General features: G+C 74.4%; 15 protein-coding genes. 5 read left to right on the top strand and 10 right to left on the bottom strand.

The window, feature by feature from the left end; all coding sequences use genetic code 11:
* Positions 1 to 139: 139 nt before the first annotated feature.
* From NFS20_RS00075 to NFS20_RS00065, 3 genes are all read right to left on the bottom strand, one after another.
* Complete coding sequence (locus tag NFS20_RS00075) at positions 140 to 1,738, bottom strand: hypothetical protein (RefSeq protein WP_251149722.1); 1,599 nt, start codon at positions 1,736 to 1,738, stop codon at positions 140 to 142.
* A gap of 110 nt (positions 1,739 to 1,848) precedes the next feature.
* Positions 1,849 to 2,772, bottom strand: a complete 924-nt coding sequence (locus NFS20_RS00070) for a hypothetical protein (protein ID WP_251149721.1) — start codon at positions 2,770 to 2,772, stop codon at positions 1,849 to 1,851.
* The gene (locus tag NFS20_RS00065; RefSeq protein WP_251149720.1) at positions 2,769 to 5,192 is read right to left on the bottom strand and encodes a S9 family peptidase; all 2,424 of its coding nucleotides are present in this window, start codon (positions 5,190 to 5,192) and stop codon (positions 2,769 to 2,771) included. Before NFS20_RS00065 ends, NFS20_RS00070 begins: the two co-directional genes overlap by 4 nt.
* 173 nt (positions 5,193 to 5,365) lie before the next feature.
* Between NFS20_RS00065 and NFS20_RS00060 the strand changes: the two genes are divergently transcribed.
* Genes NFS20_RS00060 through NFS20_RS00050 form a run of 3 tightly spaced genes read left to right on the top strand, consistent with a single transcriptional unit; the run spans position 5,366 to position 8,231 of the window.
* On the top strand, positions 5,366 to 6,337 hold the full coding sequence (locus NFS20_RS00060) for a GGDEF domain-containing protein (protein WP_251149719.1): 972 nt from the start codon (positions 5,366 to 5,368) through the stop codon (positions 6,335 to 6,337).
* A gap of 56 nt (positions 6,338 to 6,393) precedes the next feature.
* Complete coding sequence (locus NFS20_RS00055; RefSeq protein ID WP_251149718.1) at positions 6,394 to 7,284, top strand: MerR family transcriptional regulator; 891 nt, start codon at positions 6,394 to 6,396, stop codon at positions 7,282 to 7,284.
* Positions 7,281 to 8,231 carry a transglutaminase-like domain-containing protein gene (locus NFS20_RS00050; protein ID WP_251149717.1) on the top strand — a complete coding sequence of 317 codons (951 nt, stop codon included), beginning with the start codon at positions 7,281 to 7,283 and terminating at the stop codon, positions 8,229 to 8,231. The genes NFS20_RS00055 and NFS20_RS00050 overlap by 4 nt, the downstream gene beginning before the upstream one ends.
* Positions 8,232 to 8,263: 32 nt before the next feature.
* Here NFS20_RS00050 and NFS20_RS00045 read toward each other — a convergent pair whose 3' ends face one another.
* The 6 genes from NFS20_RS00045 to NFS20_RS00020 all read right to left on the bottom strand — a co-directional run bounded on the left by NFS20_RS00045 (position 8,264) and on the right by NFS20_RS00020 (position 15,729).
* Positions 8,264 to 10,150: an outer membrane protein assembly factor BamB family protein gene (locus tag NFS20_RS00045; protein WP_251149716.1), complete on the bottom strand. Its 1,887-nt coding sequence runs from the start codon at positions 10,148 to 10,150 to the stop codon at positions 8,264 to 8,266.
* Between the two features lie 38 nt (positions 10,151 to 10,188).
* Positions 10,189 to 10,908 (bottom strand): ABC transporter ATP-binding protein, encoded by a 720-nt coding sequence (locus NFS20_RS00040; RefSeq protein ID WP_251149715.1) that lies wholly within the window; start codon positions 10,906 to 10,908, stop codon positions 10,189 to 10,191.
* Positions 10,895 to 11,944, bottom strand: coding sequence for an ABC transporter ATP-binding protein (locus NFS20_RS00035; RefSeq protein ID WP_463104280.1), 1,050 nt, complete (start codon positions 11,942 to 11,944; stop codon positions 10,895 to 10,897). The genes NFS20_RS00040 and NFS20_RS00035 overlap by 14 nt, the downstream gene beginning before the upstream one ends.
* On the bottom strand, positions 11,941 to 13,308 hold the full coding sequence (locus NFS20_RS00030) for a branched-chain amino acid ABC transporter permease (protein ID WP_251149714.1): 1,368 nt from the start codon (positions 13,306 to 13,308) through the stop codon (positions 11,941 to 11,943). Before NFS20_RS00030 ends, NFS20_RS00035 begins: the two co-directional genes overlap by 4 nt.
* Positions 13,305 to 14,363 (bottom strand): branched-chain amino acid ABC transporter permease, encoded by a 1,059-nt coding sequence (locus NFS20_RS00025; protein ID WP_251149713.1) that lies wholly within the window; start codon positions 14,361 to 14,363, stop codon positions 13,305 to 13,307. Before NFS20_RS00025 ends, NFS20_RS00030 begins: the two co-directional genes overlap by 4 nt.
* Positions 14,364 to 14,478: 115 nt before the next feature.
* Positions 14,479 to 15,729: a branched-chain amino acid ABC transporter substrate-binding protein gene (locus NFS20_RS00020; protein ID WP_251149712.1), complete on the bottom strand. Its 1,251-nt coding sequence runs from the start codon at positions 15,727 to 15,729 to the stop codon at positions 14,479 to 14,481.
* 871 nt (positions 15,730 to 16,600) lie between these two features.
* Here NFS20_RS00020 and cspE point away from each other — a divergent pair.
* Positions 16,601 to 16,804, top strand: coding sequence for a transcription antiterminator/RNA stability regulator CspE (gene cspE / locus NFS20_RS00015; protein ID WP_047231069.1), 204 nt, complete (start codon positions 16,601 to 16,603; stop codon positions 16,802 to 16,804).
* Positions 16,805 to 17,042: 238 nt separating this feature from the next.
* On the top strand, positions 17,043 to 17,819 hold the full coding sequence (locus NFS20_RS00010) for a hypothetical protein (protein ID WP_251149711.1): 777 nt from the start codon (positions 17,043 to 17,045) through the stop codon (positions 17,817 to 17,819).
* On the opposite strand, the gene NFS20_RS00005 is transcribed toward NFS20_RS00010, so the two are convergent.
* Positions 17,816 to 19,756 (bottom strand): DEAD/DEAH box helicase (locus NFS20_RS00005; RefSeq protein ID WP_251149710.1); only part of this gene is annotated, 1,941 nt, incomplete at its 5' end. The genes NFS20_RS00010 and NFS20_RS00005 overlap by 4 nt on opposite strands.

Below are 19,756 nucleotides of genomic sequence, written 5' to 3'. Positions count from 1 at the left end.
GGTCGCACCGGGAGCGGTCTCGACCATCCTGTGGATTCTTCGACCAGTGTTCATCGACAGTTCACCCAGCGTTCGAAGCCCTGTTCGAACCGCCCGCCGGAGGTCCCGACGACGGCTGCCCGACGACCCTGGACGGCCGTCAGGCACGGACCCCGTCGAGCGCCTGGTCGAGCTCGACGACGACCTCAGCGACCGCCTCGCACCGGGTCCCTGCCCGCTCCGCGTCGTCGGCCACGTCCTGCCGCGCGCGCACGATCTCGGCGTCGAACAGCTCGAGCTGACGGCGGACGTGCTCGCGCTGGTCGCGTGCCCGACGCGCGCCGCCGACCGCCTGGTACCCCGCGACCGCCCCGACGAGCGCCACGACGAACCACCAGGCAGGCGTCACCACGACCGCCAGCACGAGCGCGACGACGGCCACGGCGGCCAGGCCTCCGACGACCGGCCACGAGATCCCGTCGACCGGTCGAGCGACGAGCTCCGCGCGTGCCGTCGTGGCGAGGCGCGCGCCGTCGTCCGTGGGCGTGACGGTGACGGACCGGCCGGCGAGCCGCAGCGTCCGCGACGGCGCCGGCTCGGCCGCGAGCCGCGCGGCGAGGTCGTGCGCGGCCGCCCTGAGGTCCTCGGCGAGGAGCGGCGCGACGAGCCGCGCGCGGTCCGGGTCGTCGCCGCGCGCGTCCGCGGCGAGGAGGTCGACGAGGCTCTCGGCCGGCGCCGACCACTCCTGCTCCTCGCCCGGCGCCCGGCCGACGCGCTCGCTGAGCGTCTCGGCCCGTCCGAGGAGGTCACGCTCGACCGGCGCCCCCTCGTCGACGACCGAGGAGACGACGGACAGCACCGCCGCTCGCGCGGGCTCGGTCGAGGCACCGTCACCCTGCCCGTCGGAGGCCGCACGCGCCCACGCCGCCCACGCGCGCAGGACCTCGAGGTCGTCGCGAGCGCCCGACGGGCTCCCCCAGGAGTCGCCGCCCCCACCGAGGGCGGGCGCCTCGGCGAGGAGCGCGAGGCGCAAGCGGTCGCGAGCGCCGGCGTCGAGCAGCCCGACGCGCTGCGCGAGCGCGTCGCGCACGCTCTCCGTGCCCGCGGGACCGAGCAGGCCTGCCGCGGCGGCCAGCCACAGCGCCCGCTCGGCGACCGTGACGGGCGCCTCGACCGCCCCCTCGTCGGGGTCGGGCGCCGACAGCTCGGTCGCGCTGCCCCAGCCCGCGTCGGGCGCGGCGGGCGCGTGGAGGACCGACGACAGCCAGGGCTCAGCGAGGCCAGGGTGCCCGACGAGCGCGCACACCCCCACGAGGAAGACGGCCGCGCGCCGACGGTCGCGGACGAGGGCCTCCTGCGCCGCGTCGTCGTCGAGGCGCCCCTCGCGCACGTCGGCGACGGCGAGCGCCGCCGGCACGAGCCAGTACCCGTGCACGTCGGCGAGGTCCGGCGAGCGCCGCAGGTAGGACACGTCGCCCTCGCCCGAGACGACGGCGCGCACGAGGGCGCGGGCGGCGTCGCGCGCGCGGCGCGCGGGCGTGAAGAGCGCGAGCTCCTCGCGCACCTCGCCGAGCTCGATCAGGGCGTTGACGAGGCGCTGGAGGACCTCCACACGGCTCGACAGGTCGCCCTCGAGCGACCGCAGGCGACGGTTGAGCGACGCCTCGCGCGAGCGCGCCATCGCCGCCTGCGCCTCCAGCTCCTCGGAGAGTGCCTGCATGTTGCCGTGGTCCGAGCGCCAGGAGCTGTAGGTCGACATGCGCGCGAGCGTACTCAGCGTCGCGCCGTTGTCCACGGGGACCTCTCCCCGCCACCGCGCCGGTCCCGGTGCCGGGACGAGCGGCGACCGCACGGTCAGCGCTCGTCGGCCTACCCGTCCGCCCGGCCCTGCTCGCGCAGCCTCCGCTCGCGAGCCCGGAGGGCCCGCTCGCGTCGCTCGCCGATCGCGTCGCTCGTGAGTGCGGTGAGCGGCTCCGTCTCCTGCCGGGCCCGCGCACGCTCCACCTCGACGTGCTCGCGGTGCGCCGCGGACTGCGGCCTCGACCGCACGACACGCGGCCCGTCGCGAAGGACCGGCCCGCCGCTGCCGTCGAACTGCGCCACCGTCCGCTCGCGGCGTCCCGGGCGCGGACGCTCGCGGTGGAAACGCCAGACCCACCGGCGCCGCAGCAGCACGGCCGTCGCCCCGTAGAGCACGAGCGCGACCGCGACGAGCAGCGCCCGGACGCCCGGTGAGAGGAACGGGGAGGCGGCGACGGTCGCGGCCGCCCAGCCGAAGCCGGCGGGCAGGGTGGCGGCGACGTCCCGCACGTCCGGCTGCCACCCGCAGACGTAGAACCGCATGAGCACGTCCGTCACGCCGGAGCGGCGCACCGGGTGGAGCGACAGCGAGACGTTCGTCGCGGTCGGCGGTCCGAGCGTCGTCCCGGGCGCGGCGTAGGACGTGAACGACAGCTCCTCCCCCCGGTAGGAGGGCCGCACCGCACGCAGGACGTAGACGAACGACAGCGCGGCGAGCGGCCACGACGCGCACCCGAGGTACCACGCCGCGGGCCCCGCGATCGGGGCCAGGAGCACGACCACGAGCGCCGCCGCACCCCAGGCCATCGGTTCACCGTCGATCTCCCAGATCGGCCCGACGTCGGCGCCCCACAGCACCTGCGCGACGCCCAGCCCGGTGTAGGCCCCGAGCAGGAACAGCCCGATCGCGAGCCACACGCACCCGATCGCCAGGTAGCCCAGCGGGCGCAGCAGCAGCCGCGCGGTACCCGGCGGGCGCTCGTCCTCGGTCATGCCGCCCCGTCGCCGCCCGCGCGGCCGAGCACGTCGAGCACCCACGCGTCCTCGTAGGCGACCTCTCGCCACGAGTCGTACCGCCCGGACACCCCGCCGTGGCCGGCGTTCATCTCGATGCGCAGCAGGGCCGGGGCGCCGGCCGCGCGCAGCCGCGCGACCCACTTCGCGGGCTCGACGTACAGCACGCGCGTGTCGTTGAGGCTCGTGACGGCGAGGATCCGCGGGAAGCGGGACGCGTCGTCGGGCACGTTCTCGTACGGCGTGTACGAGCGCATGTACCGGTAGACCTCGGGGTCGTGCAGGGGGTCGCCCCACTCGTCCCACTCGACGACGGTCAGCGGGAGCGACGGGTCGAGGATCGAGGTCAGCGCGTCGACGAACGGCACCTGGGCGAGGACGCCGGCGAACAGCTCGGGCGCGAGGTTGGTGACCGCACCCATGAGCAGCCCGCCGGCCGAGCCGCCCTGCGCGACCATCTGCTGCGGGCTCGTCCAGCCCGTCTCGACGAGGTGCCGGGCCACGGCGACGAAGTCGGTGAACGTGTTGGTCTTGGCGAGCATCTTGCCGTCGTCGTACCAGGTGCGACCCAGCTCTCCCCCGCCGCGCACGTGCGCGACGGCGAAGACGACGCCCCGGTCGAGCAGCGACAGCCGGGAGACCGAGAACGCCGGGTCGATGCTGATCTCGTACGACCCGTAGCCGTACAGCAGCAGCGGCGCCGGCTCCGCGCCCGTCCCCGTCGCGTCCAGGCCGAGGGCGTCCCTGCGCCACACGAGCGAGATCGGCACCTGCGTGCCGTCCTCGGCGGTCGCCCACTCGCGGCGCTGCACGTAGTCGGCGGGGTCGTAGCCGCCGAGCACGGGCTGCCGCTTGAGCAGCGTCAGCTCGTCCGTCCCGACGCGCAGGTCGTAGACCGTCGCGGGCGTGACGAAGCTCGTGGAGGAGAGGCGGACCGTCGGCTGGTCCCACTCGGGGTTCGGCCCGAGACCCGCGGTGAACAGCGGCTCGTCGAACTCCACCTCGTGCACGTGCCACGGCTCGCCGGGAGCGGCGGTGCCGCCCGTGCGGACGGGGGTCGGCAGCCCGGCCGGGCGGGGCGCCGTCTGCGCCGACAGGTCGATCACGCCCACGCGCGAGAGGGCGTCGCGCCGGTAGGACAGCACGAGGTGGCCGGCGAACGCGTCGACGCCCTCGAGCCGCGTCGCCGGGTCGTGCGGCACGACGACGCGCGCGCCGGCGGGCCCGGTCGCGGCGGTCGCGGCGGCCTCCGCCTCGGTGGTGGCGCCGGGGACGTCCACGACCGCGAGCTCGAAGTTCTCCGCGCCGTCGTTGTGGAGGACGAGGAGCACGTCGGTCGTCGGCACGCCGAGCACGGGGTCGCCCACCGGATCCGGGGAGATCCCGTCGCCGACCCCGTGCTCGGGCGTCGACAACCACGTGCTCGGCACGACGGCGTGCTCGACCGTGTACTCGACGCCCTCGCGACGCGGCCAGACGACGCGCGCCTCGCCCGCCGGGTCGGCGGCGTCGATCAGCCACGTCTCGGACGTGATCTTGGAACCCAGCTCGATCTGGACGAACCGCTGCGAGCGCGACACCCCCACGCCCACCCAGTACCGCTCGTCGGGCTCCTCGAGGACCACGACGTCCTGCGTCGCCGGCGTCCCGACCTCGTGGCGCCACACGCGCCACGGGCGCCACGCGTCGTCGACGGTCGGGTAGAACACGTACCGGCCGTCCGGCGAGAAGACGGCGCCCGGGAACGTGCCCGGCACGACGTCGGCCAGGTCCTCCCCCGTCGTGAGGTCCCGCACGCGCAGCTCGTAGCGCTCGTCGCCCACGACGTCGACCGCGTACGCGAGGAGGCGACCGTCGACCGAGACGTCGAACGATCCGAGCGAGAAGAAGTCGTGCCCGTCGGCCTCCACGTTGTCGTCGAGCAGCACCTGCTCGCCGGGCACGGGGACCCCGGGCTCCAGCACGGGCGGCACCCAGGCCGACGGTGCGTCGCTCCCGAGCGTCGCATCGATCGGGGCGCGCGCGTGCACCGGGTACTGGTGCCCCTCGACCGTCCGCGCGTAGTACCAGTGGTCACCCTGGCGCACGGGGACGGACAGGTCCGTCTCGAGCGTGCGCCCCTTGATCTCCTCGAAGATCCGCCCGCGCAGGGGCGCGAGGTGGGCGAGCTCACGCTCGGTCCACGCGTTCTCGGCCTCCAGGTGCGCGACCACCTCCGGCGACTCCTTGTCGCGCAGCCACTCGTAGTCGTCGGTGGTCGTCTCCCCGTGGTGGGTGCGCGACGTCGGGCGGCGGGGAGCGACGGGTGCCGCGGCCGGGGGCGTGACGGGGGCGGTGCCAGGTCGGGTGCCAGGTCGGGCGGCGGAGGTGGACGAGGGCGCGATGACGTCGTCGGGCATCTGGCCAGGGTAGTGGTCGGCGCTCGTCCCGGGGGGCCGCAGCCCGCCCGGGCGACGTCCCGCCGGGCGCCGGGCGACGCCCCGCCGAACGGTCGGTGTCCTCGCGCTGAACAGTGCCGGAACACTCGACCCGGACCTTCCTCCCCGGGTTGCGGCGACGCCACACTTCCGGTGTGCACGACACCCTCGCCGAGCTGGCCCAGCACGTCGCCGTCCGCCCGCGCGCGCACCGGGTCGGGGTCGTCGCGGAGCTCGCGCGCCCCGTGCTCGCCGTCGGCTCGTCGATGCCCGTCGGGCAGCTCGAGGTGATCTTCCGCCCCGCCGACGTCGCGTGCGTCGTCGTGCACGACGACGCGGGGGGCCACCGCACCGGCATCGTGACCCGGGCCGGCATCACCGGGGCGCTCACCGGTCGTCTCGGGTACGGCCGGGCCGTGCTGGAGCGCCGACCCACCGAGAGCGTCACGGACTGGTCGCCGCTCGCCGTGCGCCCCGACGCGTCGATCTCCGAGGTCGCGACCCTCGCGATGGAGCGCCCCGGGGAGCACCGGTACGACGACGTCCTCGTCGCCGGGTCGACCTGGCGCAGCGCGAGCACGGCCGACCTCATGCGTTCCCTCGTCGGGACGCTCGCCGAGCGGTCGTCGCACGACGCGCTGACGGGCCTGTCCACGCGCGGCACCACGTGGCACTCGCTCACCCGGCGCTGCCGCCTCGTCGCGCGCGGCGGGACGCGCGTCGTGCTCCTGCTGCTCGACGTGCACGGCATGGCCGCGATCAACGCCCGCTTCGGCCAGGAGGCCGGGGACGCCGTGCTCGTCGAGGTCGCCGCCCGGCTCGCCGCGGCGGTGCCCGGCGGGTGCGAGGCCGGCCGCGTCGACGGCGACCGGTTCGCCGTCCTCGCGACCCTGCCCGCCATGGACGACATCCAGGCCGCGGCGTCGGTCGAGGCGCTGCGGCAGGACGTGCTCGGACGCCTCGTCGGGCCGTCGGGCCCCGTCCCGGCAGCCGCCTGGCCGACGGTCGACGCCGCCGCCGTGTGGTCCGTCGCCGGCGCGGCCGACCCGGACGAGCTGGTCCGCGAGGCCGAGCACCGCCTGGCGCTGGTCCGGACCGTGCTGCCGTACGCGCCGGCCACGGCCTGACCGGCGCCGCTCGTCCGGCGCCGCTCGTCCAGCCCCGCGCCCGTACGCTCGGGCCCGTGCACACGGACCGGAGCGCCGCGCACCCGAGCCCCGCGGCGGGCGAGCTGACGAGCGGCGCCATGGCCCGCGCGTCGGGCCTGTCCCCGAAGGCCCTGCGCCTCTACGACGCGAACGGGCTCCTCGCCCCCGCGCGCGTCCACCCGCGCACCGGGTACCGCGTGTACGCCGCCGCGCAGGTCGCTCGAGGTCGCTCGATCGCGCTGCTGCGCCGCCTCGACATGCCGCTCGCCACGATCGCGGACGTGCTCGACGCCGCCCCCGACCGTGCGCGCGACGTCCTCCTCGCGTGGTGGTCCGGGCACCAGGCCGAGCTCCTGGCGCGACGCGACACCCTCCACGCCGCCGCTCGGCAGATCGGCGCGCTGCCGGAGCCGGCACCGGTGCGACCACCCGGCACCGTTCGCGAGCGCCGCTGCCCCGCGCGCAAGGTCGCGACCGTCGCCGCGCTCGTCGACCAGGAAGGCCTCGTCCCGCGGTTCACCGCGGACGTGCTCGGCATCCGTGCGCACCTCGACGCGCAGGGCGCGACGTGGGGCTCGGAGCACTGGGTCGTCTACCACGAGCCGCCAGGCACCGCGGCGGCCGGCCGGATCGAGACGTGCGTCCCGTACGAGGGGACGGTCGACCCGTCGGAAGGCGTCGCCCTGCGCGTCGAGCCCGCGCGCACCGAGCTGGTCGTCCCCGTGCCGGCGGTCGACTGCCGGTACCCGCAGATCCTCGCGTACAGCGGCGCGGTCCTCGCGGCGGCCCGCGAGCGCGGGGGGCCCGCGGGCCCGACGCGCGAGGTCTACCCGGTGCCGTGGTCGACCGACGACGACGCGCTCGTCGCCGAGGTCGTCGTCCCGGTTGACCCTGCCCCAGGGGCAGACCGCACCGTGTCGTCATGAACCTCGCCGACTACGCCACCCACAGCCCGTACTCCGACCCCGGGCCGCACGCGACCCTGCTCGACGCCGTCCCCACCGACCCGGCGAGCCTGCACGCGGCGGTCACGGCCGCCGTCGTGCACTACCGGGCCGGGGCGACCCCACCCACGCCCGACCAGCTCGCCGACGTCGACGGACGCTGGGTCGAGACCATCCTCGACACCGCGACCCGGCGCGCTCCCGGCCGCGCGCTCACCGACCCGCGCGACCCCGCCCAGCAGGTCGGCGGCTGCTGCCGCGACCACGCGCTGCTCGCGGTGGCGATCCTGCGCGAGCACGGGATCCCGGCGCGCACGCGCCTCGGGTTCGCCGGCTACCTCGACGAGGGCTTCCGCACCGACCACGTGGTCGCGGAACGCTGGGAGCCCGGGCGGTGGGTCCGGTTCGACCCCGAGCTGGCCGCCGGCTCGCGCGCGTTCGACGTCCACGACCTCGCCACGGGCGAGGGCGCACCCTTCGAGACCGCCGCGGAAGCCTGGCTCGCGTACCGCGAGGGCCGCACGGACCTTGCCGCCTACGGCGTCGCGCCCGGCCTCCCGGAGCTCGGCGGGCCGACGATCGTGCAGCGCTACGTGCTCGGCGACCTCGCCCACCGGATGCGGACCGAGCTGCTCCTGTGGGACGCGTGGGGAACGTCGCGGTTCTTCCGGTCCCCGGTCGACCCCCGGGACGCCGCGCTGACCGACCGCGTCGCGCGGCTCGTCGTCCGCGCCGACGCCGGGGACACCGCGGCCGAGCTCGAGCTCGAGGCGCTGTGGGCCGCCGACGACGCACGTCTGCGACCCGGGCCGGTCGTCTCCACGTGGTCCCCGGCGGGACGCTTCGGCTCGACGGACCTCACCGGCCGGACGACGGTCTGGCACGTCACCGGGGAACCCGGGAGCCGCCTGCTGGTGACGCGGGAGTGACAGGGTGTCGACGACGCTCAGCGGAGCGACGCTCAGCGGAGCAGTGCGACCGAGCGCTCGCCGACGGACACGAGGCGCCCCTCGACGCTGAGGTACGACCACGCGTCCGGCAAGCCCTCCTCGGTCCACAGCACCCGGCCGTCGGCGAGGTCGATCGCGACGAGGGCCGCCGACGGCGCAGCGGTGCTCAGGACGAGGATCGCGGAACGGCCGTCGGTGAACGCCTGCATCACCGAGCCGGACGAGAAGCCCGACCCGCCGAGCGCTGACGGTTCGACGCTCCACCGGGTCCGTCCCGTCGCGGGGTCGAGGGCCGCGAGCGCGCCCCGCACCGACACGAGGACGGCGGGGGCCGACGCGACGAGGACCTGCTCGGGCGTGCCCACGGTGTCCGGCTCCCACAGCTCGGCGCCCGACCCGTCGAACGCGGCGATCGTCAGACCCGTCTTGACGAAGCGCAGCTCCGACCGGCCGTCGGTCGCGAGCGGCGGCACGAGCAGGCCCGGCGCCTCCCAGGCGACCGACCCGTCCGCCGCGAGGAGCGCCGACCGCAGCGGATCTCCCGACTCGTCGTACAGGCCCGAGCCGCCGTACATCACCGAGCCGCCGGACGGGTCCCGCAGGTAGCCGTCGCCGTGCGCGAAGGTGACGTCACCCACGACGGCCGGGTCGTCGGTGCGCACGCCGTCGGCGGTGAACGACGCCGTGACGCCGCAGCCCTGCACGTGCACCGCTCGGTGGGTGCCGAAGCCCCACGCCTGGTCGAGGTCGACCGTGGCGACCTCCTCGCCGCTGCCCTCCGAGGCACCCCACTGGGCGCACTCGTACGACGCCTCGTCACGCATCCTGGCGGGGACGGCCGCGCTCCACCGGAGGTCGCCGCTCGCCACGTCCTGGAGCGCGAGCGCGACGTCGGGCGGGTCGCCGGAGACCGGGACGAACCCGGTGGACTCGTCGACAGGCACCCTCTCGCCCTGCTGCTCCGCCTCCGGACCGATGCGGCCGACCCAGAGCAGCGTCCCGTCGGGGCCCGCGGACGGGCGGATCCAGCGGACCTCCTCACCAGGACCTGCGCCGTCGACCGGCCCGGAGGGCGGGCCGAGCTCCCGGGCCGCCTCGATCGTGCCGTCAGCGGCGAGCACCGCGACGGGCACCGGGTCCCAGTCCTCAGCCGGGCTCGCCACGGAGACCGCGACGTCGAAGGACGGCACGCACGTCGACGACTCCTCGACGTCCACGGAGACCGCGGAGTACCACTGGGCGAGCGTGCCGCACGACGTCGGCCCGTCGAACGTCGTCCGCCAGGCCTCCTCGCCCGTGTCGAGGTCGTACCCGACGACGTCGTTCCCGTCGTTCACGACGAGCGCACCCGGCATCACACCGAGCGGCTGACCCGCGAGCTCGATGTCGAGCTCCCACGCGACGCGCGGCGCGTCGCCGATCGGTGCGAGACCCCCGGGCGCGTCGCGCAGTCGCGCCGTCTGGAGGTGCTGCGTGACCGCGTCGACCGCCGTCATCCCGCCGAGCACGAGCACGACGGCCGCTGCGGTGCCCACGACCGCACGGCGGCGCCGGGGCGACCGGGGCGTCGGCTCCGCGGCCTCACCGTCCGGGCCGTCGCCGTCCGGGCCGTGTCCGTCCGGGCCGTGTCCGTCCGGGCCGTCGCCGAACGTGCCGTCGTCGCCCTGCGTGCCGTCGCCGAAGCGCCTGCCGTCGTCTCCGGCGAGACCGTCGAGGATCGCGCCTGCGTCGACGTCGTCGTGCGCCCGGACGCCGGGGCCGGTCCCACCTGTCCAGTGGACGCGCCCCGCAGACCCGGCGGACGACGGCCCGTCCAGGTCGGGCTCGTCGTCGAACCCGTCGTCGACGAGCTCGAACGTGTGGCGGTCGGCAGCGGCCGCGCGGCGTCGCAGGGGCACGAGACGATGGTAGGCGCGCTCGCCGTCGCTCGCGGACGTCAGGCGACGCCCAGGTACGCCTCCTTGATGCTCGAGTCCGCGAGGAGCTCCTTGCCGCCGCCGGCGCGGACGACCTCACCCGTCTCCAGGACGTACGCGCGGTGGGACCGCGAGAGCGCCTGCTGGGCGTTCTGCTCCACGAGGAGGACGGTCGTGCCCAGGGCGTTGATCTCCGAGATGATCCGGAAGATCTGCTGGATCACCATCGGGGCGAGGCCCATCGACGGCTCGTCGAGGAGCATCAGCCGCGGGCGCGCCATGAGGGCGCGCCCGATGGCGAGCATCTGCTGCTCGCCGCCGGACATCGTGCCACCCACCTGGTCCTTGCGCTCCGCGAGGCGCGGGAACAGCTCGAACACCCGGTCGAGGGTCTCGTCGTGCTCGGCCTTGGTGGCGAAGGTGCGGGAGTACGCGCCCATCTCGAGGTTCTCGATCACCGTCATGCCCGGGAAGATGCCCCGACCCTCCGGCGCCTGGACGATGCCCTCGAGCACGCGCAGGTGCGCCTTCATGCGCGTGATGTCCTTGCCGTCGAAGATGATCCGCCCGCGCGCGACCGGCCGGATGCCCGAGATCGCGCGCATCGTCGTGGTCTTCCCGGCGCCGTTCGCGCCGATGAGCGTGACGAGCTCGCCCTCCTCGACCGTGATGGAGATCCCCCGGACCGCCTCGATGCGCCCGTAGGCGACGGTCACGTCCTGCAGCTCAAGCAGTGGCATCGCCGCTGCCTCCTTCGTCCGTGGTGGCGGCGTCCCCGACCAGCTCCTCGTCCGGGACCCCCAGGTAGGCGGCGATGACCTTCGGGTCGCTCGTCACCTCGTCGGGAGTGCCGTCCGCGATGACCCGGCCGAACTCGAGCACGACGATCCGGTCCGTGACACCGCGGACGAGGCGCATGTCGTGCTCGATGAGCAGCACCGTATAGCCGTCGTCGCGGATGTGGCGGATGAGGTCCATGAGGGCCTCCTTCTCCGCCGGGTTGAAGCCCGCCGCGGGCTCGTCGAGGCACAGCAGCTTCGGCTCCGTGGCGAGCGCGCGGGCGATCTCCAGACGGCGCTGGTCGCCGTAGGAGAGGTTGCGCGCCTTCTCCGTCGCCCGGCCGCCGACCCCGACGAACTCGAGGAGCGCCATGCCGCGGTCGATCGCGTCACGCTCCTCGCGGCGGTGCCGCGGTGAGCGGAACAGCGCGCCCGGCACCGACGTGCGGTGCCGCGCGTCCGTGCCCACCACGACGTTCTCCAGCGCCGTCATCTCGTTGAACAGCCGGATGTTCTGGAACGTCCGGGCGATGCCGCGCTGCGTGATCTGGTACCGCTTGAGCGCGCCGAGGGGAGCGCCGTCGAACACGACCTGGCCCTTGGTGGGCCGGTACACGCCCGTCATCGCGTTGAACGCCGTCGTCTTGCCCGCGCCGTTCGGGCCGATGAGACCGAGGATCTCCCCGCGCCGGATGTCGAACGTCACGTCGTCGAGCGCGACGAGGCCGCCGAACTGGACGGTGACGTGCTCCATCTGCAGGAGCGGCTCGCCGATCTTCGCCTGGACGGCGCGGTCCGGCGCGACCATCGCGTCGACGAGCTCGGGGTCCGCCAGCTCGGGTCGCACGGACTCGACGTCGACGATGACCGGCTCGTCCAGGACCGCGCCCGGCATGTACGTGTCGGGGCGGGTGGAGTCGGCGCGGCCGGAGGCGGCGAGGTGCTCGTCGCCGTGCTCGCCACCGGCCCCGATGCCGCCCGGGTCGTGGGTGCTCATCGGGTCTCCTCCCCGCTCGTGGTCGCCGTGCCGCTCACCGTGCCGCTCGTCGTGCCACCGGTGCCCGACGCCGCTGCGGACGCCGGAGCGCCCGGGCGTGCCGAGCCGCCGGCTCCGTTCCCGGAACGGGCCAGCCGGCGTGCCGCCACGTAGAGCTCACGGCCGTAGGTGAGCAGCTTCTGCCGGACGGGGATCAGGCCCTGCGGCCGGAAGATCATCAGCACCACGAGCGCGATGCCGAAGAACAGGTACCGGTAGCTCGCGATCTCGTTGCCGTTGATCGGGATGCCGAAGATCTCGGTCCGGCCGAGGAAGAAGTTCGGCAGGTACACGATGATGAACGCGCCGAGGATGACGCCGAGCTTGTTGCCCTGGCCGCCGAGCACGACGGCGCACAGGAAGAGCACGGAGTTGATGACGTTGAAGTTCGTCGGGATGACGAACTGGACCTGTCCCGCGTAGAGCGCACCCGCGACGCCGCCGATCGACGCGCCGATGATGAACGCCCACAGCTTGAAGCGGAACGTGGGGACGCCCATGATCTCCGCCGCGTCCTCGTCCTCGCGGATCGCGACCCAGGCGCGGCCGACGCGCGACCGCTCGAGGTTCCCGACGAAGAGCAGCGAGATGACGATGAAGACGAGGCTCACCCAGTACCACCACACGCCCGAGTTGAGCGTGCCGCTCGCGTTGCCCGCGGAGAAGACGCCGTTGGGCAGGTCCTCCGTGACGCCGAGCCGGGGGTAGGCCACGCCGCGCAGGCCCTGGCCACCGCCCGTCAGCTCGTCGAGGTTGTCGGCGAGCAGGCGCACGATCTCGCCGAACCCGAGAGTGACGATCGCGAGGTAGTCACCGCGCAGGCGCAGGGTCGGCGAACCGAGGATCAGTCCGGAGATCGCCGTGATCGCGACGGCGATCGGGAGCGCGGCGAGCCAGGCCCACTCGGTCGCGAGCCACTCGTCCGTCTGGTTCCACGGGCTGTCCGGGCTCGTGAGGATCGCGACGGTGTACGCGCCGATCGCGTAGAAGCCGACGTACCCGAGGTCGAGCAGGCCCGCCTGACCGACGACGACGTTCAGGCCGATCGCGATGAGCGCGATCATGCCGAACTGCGCCATGACGCCGCCGAAGTTCGTGCCCACCGTGGTCAGCACGGGGATGTTGAGGATCGGCACGAGCGCGATGAAGATCAGGAACGGGACGCCCGCCGCCCACTGGGCGGGGCGCGGGAGCGCGTCCCACCAGAGGCGGAAGCTGTCCCCGACGCCGCCGTGCGGGCGGTCCTTGGTCGCCGTGCGCCCGGCGGGCGGCAGCTGGACCGGCGCGCCGCCGCCGGGCTGCGGTGCTGGTGTCGACGTGCTCATGCGCGGGCCCTCCCCAGCGACTCCCCGAGGATGCCCGTCGGGCGGAACATCAGGACGATGATCAGCAGGGCGAAGGCGACGACGTCGCGCCACTCCGTGCCGAACACGACCTGGCCGTAGTTCTCCATGACGCCCAGGATCAGACCGCCGAGCAGCGCGCCGCGCAGGTTGCCGATCCCGCCGAGCACCGCGGCGCAGAAGGCCTTGATGCCGAGGATGAACCCGCCGGAGTAGATGATCCCGTTCGGCACGCGCAGCGTGTAGAGCAGCGCCGCGGCACCCGCGAGGATGCCGCCGATGAGGAACGTCAGCATGATGACGCGCTCGCGCGAGACGCCCATGAGGGTCGCGGTGACCGGGTCCTGCGCGACGGCGCGGATGCCGCGCCCGAACTTCGTCCGGTTGATGAACATGTCCGTCGCCAGCGCGAGGACGAGCGCCGACAGGATGATCACCAGCGTGATGTTCGTGACGGGAGCGCCGCCGATGGTGAACTGCACCTCCGGCTGCACGAGCCGGATGGGCTGCTCCGCGTTGACGCCGCCGAGCGTGCCGCCCGTGAGCTTCGGCAGCACGAAGTGCACGAACTCCTGGAGGATGAACGACATGCCGATCGCCGTGATGAGGAACACGAGCGAGGGTGCGCCGCGCTTGCGCAGCGGTCGGTACGCGACGCGCTCGAGCCCGACGGCCGTGCCGCCCGCGACGAGCATGCCGCCGAGCATCGCGATCCCGAGGTAGAGCACGGTGAGCGCGATGCCCTTGTCGTACGCGTCGCCGCTCGGGTAGAAGCCGAGCAGCAGGAGGGTCGCGTACTGCCCGAACATCCCGAGCATGAAGACCTCGGAGTGGGCGAAGTTGATGAGCCGCAGCACGCCGTAGACGAGCGTGTAGCCGACGGCGACGAGCGCGTAGATCGCGCCGTACGTGAGGCCCTCGATGGTGAGGCCCCAGAAGTTGCGGCCGAGGGCAGCGAGGTCGAAGTCGATGAGCGACTGGTGGACGAGGGGACCGGCGGTCGCGCTGGCGAGCAGCGCGTCGGCAAGAGCGGGCATGACGCTCCCTGGATTCTGGCTCGGATCGTGCGAGGTCGTGGTCCACGACGGGGCGCCCCGCCCGCTGGGCCCCGCAGGTGGCGGGGTGCGGGGCGAGGCGCCCGTCGTCGTCGGACTACTGGACCTCGTAGATCCAGATGAGGGCGGAGGCGAGCTCGCCCATGTCGTCCCACTCGTAGTTGCGGGCGAGGCCCTCACCGGAGTAGTTCGCGACGTAGTCGATCATCGCGGCGCGGTCGGTGACGCCCGACGCGATGCCGGTCAGCATGATCGTGGCGAGGTCGTAGCCCTCGACCGAGTAGACGCCCGGCGCCTGGCCGGCCGACTCCTCGTACGTCGCCGCGAAGTCGTCGGGCGCGGGACCGCACGGGCACGAGAGGATCGCGCCCTCGGACGCGGCGCCCGCCTGCTCGACGAACTGCGGGTCGTTCGTGCCGTCCGCCGAGACGAACGGGAGGTCCACCCCGCCGTCGCGCAGGCCCTGCACGAACGGTGCCGCCTCCGCGTAGTAGCCCGCGTAGAACACCGCGTCCGCGTCGGCGCCCGCGATGATCTGGACCGCTGCGGAGAAGTCCTTGTCACCGGTCTTCACCTCGGCGGCGCAGTCCGGGTTCGCCGCGTCGCCGAGACCGGTCGTGATCTGCTCGGCGAGGCCGATGCCGTAGTCGGAGTTGTCCGCCACGACGCAGACGCTCGCGAACTCCTGGGTGTTCACCAGGTACTTCGCGACCGACGGACCCTGCACGGCGTCGTTCGCGAGGCCGCGGAAGAAGTTGGTCCAGCCGTTGGCCGTGAGGTCGGGGTTCGTGGCCGACGCCGTGAGGGACAGCAGGCCGGCCTGGTTGAACACGTCGCCCGTCGCGGCCGTCTCACCCGAGAAGGCCGGGCCGAGGAGCCCGATGACGCTCTCGTCGCCGACGATCTGCGGTGCGACCTGCGTCGCCTTCTGCGGGTCGCCCTCGGTGTCGAACGGCTTGAGCTCCACCTGGCAGCCCGGGTTCGCCTCGTTGAACGCGTCGACGGCGACCTGGGCGCCGTACTGGATGTTGAGACCGAGCGCGGCGTTCGGTCCCGTGAGGGCCCCGGCCATCGCGATCGCGGTGCCCTCCGCGCACTCCGCGCTGCCGTCGCCGGCCGGGTCGACGGCGTCTCCACCCGCCTCGGCCTCGACCTCCGCGCCCTCGATGTCGATCTGCACGGAGGGGACGATGCCGAGCTCCCCGGAGTCCGCGTCGCTGGTCTCCGTCGAGGTCTCGGTCGTCTCGTCGTCGCCGCCCTGGGACTGGGGTCCGCAGGCGGTCAGGACGAGGGTGGCCGCGAGGAGCAGGGCAGCACCCCCGCTCGCCCGTCGTGCTGTGCGATGCATGCCAACCTCCGTGGTCCAGATCCCCGCGGAGGTGGCGTGAGCCGCACGCCTCCACGGTCGATCGCTGAGTTCAACACTGAATAGCGTGCTGAATAGTGACACAGGTCACCGACAGTCGAAACCCGCCTGCGGACCGCCACCCGGAGGTCCCCGCGCTGCGGCAGGGACCTCCGGCCCGGCAAATCCGCGGGAGGGGGCGCTCTCCGCGTACCTGGGTGCGGCGAACCTAGGCGCGTCGGGTTTCACGGACGGCTACCAGTTGTTACCGACTCGTAACGCGCAGGTCTCTGTTCGGACCGGTGCTGGTACGGCGGTACCAGCCATCGTCGGGCAGCGACCGGAGCCCGCCCGTGCGGCGGAGCGATCGGCGCGGCACCGACGCGGCGGCACTCCCGCTGGCCGGTCCGCGCACCGTCGCGGTCTCCGGGACCGGGGGCGCACGCGGCCGCGCACGCTCGCTCCCGACGGCGGCGCTCGCCTCGGCGACGACCACGCGGTGCGCTCGGGACGGGCCCGGTCTCCGCTCGATCCGGTGCTGCGGGAGCGGGCGAAGCCGCTGGTGAGGCCCCGGGGCGAGGTCGAACGGAGGCGTGTCGTACCGGTCGTCGAGCTCCGGTCGACGCCTCGGAGACGAGCCGACGCGCGGCCCGGGGACTCTCTCACGAGAAGTCTCCAGATCCATAGCCAGGATCGGACGAAGGCTGTACGGTTGTGCGCGAGATTGCAGTGCCTCGCTTGTCCTCGCGCTGAGGTGACACCCTCGGGTGGAGCCCCGGCGGACCTTGTTACCCCAAGAGTTGACGACGAACACCTGTGATGTACGCCCCCGCGACCGTGGGGGGTGAAGGTTGACACTCTTGAAGGAGTAACCATGGCTACCGGAACCGTGAAGTGGTTCAACAGCGAGAAGGGCTACGGCTTCATCGCCCCCGAGGACGGCTCGGCCGACGTGTTCGCGCACTACTCCGCGATCCAGTCGCAGGGCTTCCGCACGCTGGAGGAGAACCAGCGTGTCGAGTTCGACGTCACGCAGGGCCCGAAGGGCCCGCAGGCGGAGAACATCCGCGCGATCTGATCTCCCGCGGCCGTCAGGCTGCGTGAACTGATCTGACGAGTGCCCCTCGACCTCCGGGTCGGGGGGCACTCGTGCGCCCGGGCCAGGCCGGTCGCGCCGAAACCCGGGTCGTGCGGCACGGACCGGCCCTGGTGACCGGCAACCCTGGGCTCGGCAGGGTCGAGGAACCGGTCGCGCCCCGTGCTCGTTCCCCGAGTGGTGGGTGGACGCCCGCCGACGACGACCCCGGAGGACGAACATGGGATTCCTCGACCGACTTCTCGGCCGCGAGCCGCGCGACGCGCAGGGCGGCCCCTCCGCCCAGGGCGGCTACGGCTCGCCCTCGCAGCAGCCGGACCGATACCCCACGCAGTACCCCCCGGGCGGTCCCGCCTACGGCACGCCCGACGACGCCGCGCCGGCTGCGCCGGGTGTGCCGGGTGCGCCGCGCACGCCGGACCAGGTCGCGATCGACCGGTACCGGTACATGCTCCGCACGGCGCCGCCGGACGCCGTCGAGCAGGCGCACGCGGAGGCGTTCGCACGGCTCACGCCCCAGCAGCGGAGCCAGGTCCTCGCCGAGCTCGGCGCGGCCGTGCCGCCCGCGGAGCGCGCCCTCACCGACACGCCCCAGGACCTCGCACGCATGGCGACGCGCGCCGAGATGCGTCAGCCGGGCACCCTGGAGCGCTCGTTCGCCGGCCGGACCGGCGGAGCGCCGGGGTTCGGCTCGATGGTCGGCTCGAGCCTGCTCGGGACCGTCGCGGGCGTCGTCATCGGCTCGGCCGTCGCGAACGCGATGTTCGGACCCGCGTTCGGCGACCCCTCGCAGCCGGTCGCGGAGGACGCCGCTGCGGCGTCGGGTGGCGAGGACCCGGGCGCGGGCGACGGTGGCGACGCCGGTGCCGGCGACGCGGGCGCCGTCGAGGCGTCCGGCGCCGACCCTGGTGCCGGTGCCGACCCGGGCGGTGACGGCGGCTTCGGGGACTTCGGCGGCGGGTTCGACGACTTCGGCGGCGGGTTCGGCGAGTTCTAGAGGTCCGGACCGCCCTGCTCGTCGACGACGACGGGCGGGGCGGCGCCCAGCCCGAGGAACGCTCCCAGCTCCTCGAGCCCTCGGGGCGTGCTCGGCGCGTAGTCCGTGAGCGCGGGCGACCGGACGACGACCGCCGCCCACTGCGCCCGTGACACGGCGACGTTGATCCGGTGCCGCGAGAGCAGGAAGCCGAGGCCGCGCGAGGCGTCCCGTGCGGACGACGCGGCGAGGGTCACGACGACGACCACCGCCTCCTTGCCCTGGAAGCGGTCGACGGTCCCGACCTGGACGTCCGGATACCCGGCGGCGGCGAGCGCCGACCGGACGGCCCAGACCTGCGCGTTGTAGGCGGCGACGACGAGGACGTCCGCCTGACCGAGCGGTCGGACCACCTCGCTCCCGTCGACCGACGTGGTCCACGACCGCCCGACGAGGCGCTCGACCTGCCGGACGACCTCGGCCGCCTCCTCGCGGGACCGGACACCGTTGCCCGCGTGCTCGACGAGCACCTGCTCGATCCCGGGCGGCACACCGTCGAGCAGGCGCTGCGCGGCGACAGGCTGAGCGCCCAGCCGGTCCTCGTAGGAGAGGGTCGAGACCGCCGCCGCGAGCCGCGGGTGCAGGCGCCACGTGCGGGCCAGGAAGTACCCGAGCTCGTCGGGGAGGACGCGGTGACCGTCGGCGAGCCAGCCGAGCGCGGACCGGTCGACGGGCTCCGGGTGGGTGCCCTGGCTCACCTGGGGCAGCTGCTGCGGGTCGCCGAGCAGCAGGAGGTTCCGCGCGGCGCGGGCGACGGCGACCGTCGCGGCGAGCGAGAACTGCCCCGCCTCGTCGACGACGAGGAGGTCGAGCGTGCCCTCGGGGAGCCGCTCGGCCGAGAAGTCCCACGCGGTGCCTCCGACGACGCGCGGGCCCGGCTCCGTCGCGAACGTCGAGAGCGCGCCGCCGTCGAGCTCCGCGCACACGGCGGTGGGCGACGGCCCGTCGCCCGAGAGCTTCTTCGCGACGATGCCTGCCGGCACGCCGGCCTTCTCGACGACGGCGCGCAGCATGTTCTCGACGACGGCGTGCGACTGCGCGACGACCCCCACCCGCCACCCGCGCTCCACGAGGCGCGCGATCACGTGCGAACCGACGTACGTCTTGCCCGTCCCGGGTGGGCCCTGCACCGCGACGTACGACCCGTCGAGCCGCTCGACGGCGGCGGTGACGGCGCCGACGAGGTCGTCGCCGACCGGACGCGGCAGCACACCTGGCCCGACGAGCCGCGGAGGACGGCGCAGCAGCACGTCCGACGCCGCGTCGAGCGGCAGCGCTCCGGTCTCGCGCCAGGTCTCGAGCGCACGACGCGCAGCGCCGGCGACGGCCGCCTCGAGCGGCCCGGTCTGCGGCCCGGGGGACGGCGTGAGCGCCATCGGGAGCGCGGAGAAGGGGTCGGCCTTGCGCCGCAGCCCTTCGCGGACCTCGAGGACGTCCCGCTCCCCCGCAGGCGTGGTGCGGCGACCCGCGCCGACGATCGTGGCTCCGCCCCCCCAGCCGCGCACGCCGTCGGCAGACGTCTGCACGCCCGGCGGCAGCGGGGCGTCGTACAACAGGTAGGGCGAGACGCCGACGCGCAGGTCGGTGCCCTCGGGCAGCCGCCCGACGAGCTCAAGCCGCCGCGACGACGTCTGGCGCCCCGGCTCGACCTCCCACCCCCTCACGACCTCCGCCTGCTCGACGAGGAACGCGTTCCGGCGCCCGGGCCACTCCTCCACGGGGAGCGCGAGGCGCGCCGCGGCGCCGTCGGACGGGCCCGCGGTGAGCTCGACGACCGTCGTGGGCAGGTCGGCCTCGACGGCCCCCGGCGCGACCTGCTGCCGCGACCGCACGACGGCGGACGAGTCCACGGCCTGGGGTCCGTCCCCGCGCAGCGCGGCGTACGCGACGACGCCGTC

This window comes from Cellulosimicrobium sp. Marseille-Q4280 (genome assembly GCF_943181405.1).
GTDB lineage: Bacteria > Actinomycetota > Actinomycetes > Actinomycetales > Cellulomonadaceae > Cellulosimicrobium.
Note: the sequence above shows the minus strand (reverse complement) of the source record. Positions and strands in the feature narration are given on the sequence as shown.

Bases quoted from the DNA above. Each gene is read 5' to 3' on its own strand.
- NFS20_RS00075 (WP_251149722.1), bottom strand. From the start codon at position 1,738: ATGTCGACCTACAGCTCCTGGCGCTCGGACCACGGCAACATGCAGGCA.
- NFS20_RS00070 (WP_251149721.1), bottom strand. From the start codon at position 2,772: ATGACCGAGGACGAGCGCCCGCCGGGTACCGCGCGGCTGCTGCTGCGC.
- NFS20_RS00065 (WP_251149720.1), bottom strand. From the start codon at position 5,192: ATGCCCGACGACGTCATCGCGCCCTCGTCCACCTCCGCCGCCCGACCT.
- NFS20_RS00050 (WP_251149717.1), top strand. From the start codon at position 7,281: ATGAACCTCGCCGACTACGCCACCCACAGCCCGTACTCCGACCCCGGG.
- NFS20_RS00040 (WP_251149715.1), bottom strand. From the start codon at position 10,908: ATGCCACTGCTTGAGCTGCAGGACGTGACCGTCGCCTACGGGCGCATC.
- NFS20_RS00035 (WP_463104280.1), bottom strand. From the start codon at position 11,944: ATGAGCACCCACGACCCGGGCGGCATCGGGGCCGGTGGCGAGCACGGC.
- NFS20_RS00030 (WP_251149714.1), bottom strand. From the start codon at position 13,308: ATGAGCACGTCGACACCAGCACCGCAGCCCGGCGGCGGCGCGCCGGTC.
- NFS20_RS00025 (WP_251149713.1), bottom strand. From the start codon at position 14,363: ATGCCCGCTCTTGCCGACGCGCTGCTCGCCAGCGCGACCGCCGGTCCC.
- NFS20_RS00020 (WP_251149712.1), bottom strand. From the start codon at position 15,729: ATGCATCGCACAGCACGACGGGCGAGCGGGGGTGCTGCCCTGCTCCTC.
- cspE (WP_047231069.1), top strand. From the start codon at position 16,601: ATGGCTACCGGAACCGTGAAGTGGTTCAACAGCGAGAAGGGCTACGGC.
- NFS20_RS00010 (WP_251149711.1), top strand. From the start codon at position 17,043: ATGGGATTCCTCGACCGACTTCTCGGCCGCGAGCCGCGCGACGCGCAG.